Source organism: Vibrio sp. 1249-1, from assembly GCF_033340495.1.
Genome location: NZ_JAWOWJ010000906.1, coordinates 1 through 574, shown reverse-complemented (window position 1 = coordinate 574; position 574 = coordinate 1). Strand labels below are relative to the sequence as shown.

Below are 574 nucleotides of genomic sequence, written 5' to 3'. Positions count from 1 at the left end.
GCTCTTCCAACTCTTTCGGTTTGTGGTCTAAGTTCGGATCTTGATAGAGCTTAAACAATGCGTTTTCGGTTTCCATGACTTGCTCTGCGCGAGTCCCTTTTTCATCTGCGCTCTGCTTTTCTTCTGCCAACATAGCGTCTGTTTGGTAAAAATAGCGATGATAAGGACAAGGAATCGCACCGAGCGCTTTTAGAAATGCCGGATCCCACGGTTCTTCCCAAATGTTCTTCATACTGAAGTTAGCGCCATCTCCGACTTTCTCTAAGACGGTTTGAGTGATGTCTTCGCCTTTCAGCCACGCTTTGTGTACCCAGACCAGATGATTTAGACCTGCAAACTCCAACTGTAGCTCTTTGGGCTCGCAATCCATCATCTCTGCAATCATCATTTCCATTGAGACGGGTACATTACATAAGCCGATACTTTTGACTTTAGTATGCTTACTCACCGCTTCTGAGACGAGACCAGCAGGGTTCGTAAAGTTGAGCATCCAAGCGTTTGGCGCCAACTCTTCAATGTCTTTACAGATATCAAGAATGACCGGAATGGTTCTCAGTGCTTTAGCAAATCCGCC

General features: G+C 46.0%; 1 pseudogene. It reads right to left on the bottom strand.

The window, feature by feature from the left end:
* Window positions 1-574 (bottom strand): annotated as a pseudogene (locus tag R7Z50_RS29600) (6-phospho-beta-glucosidase); the annotation flags it as partial.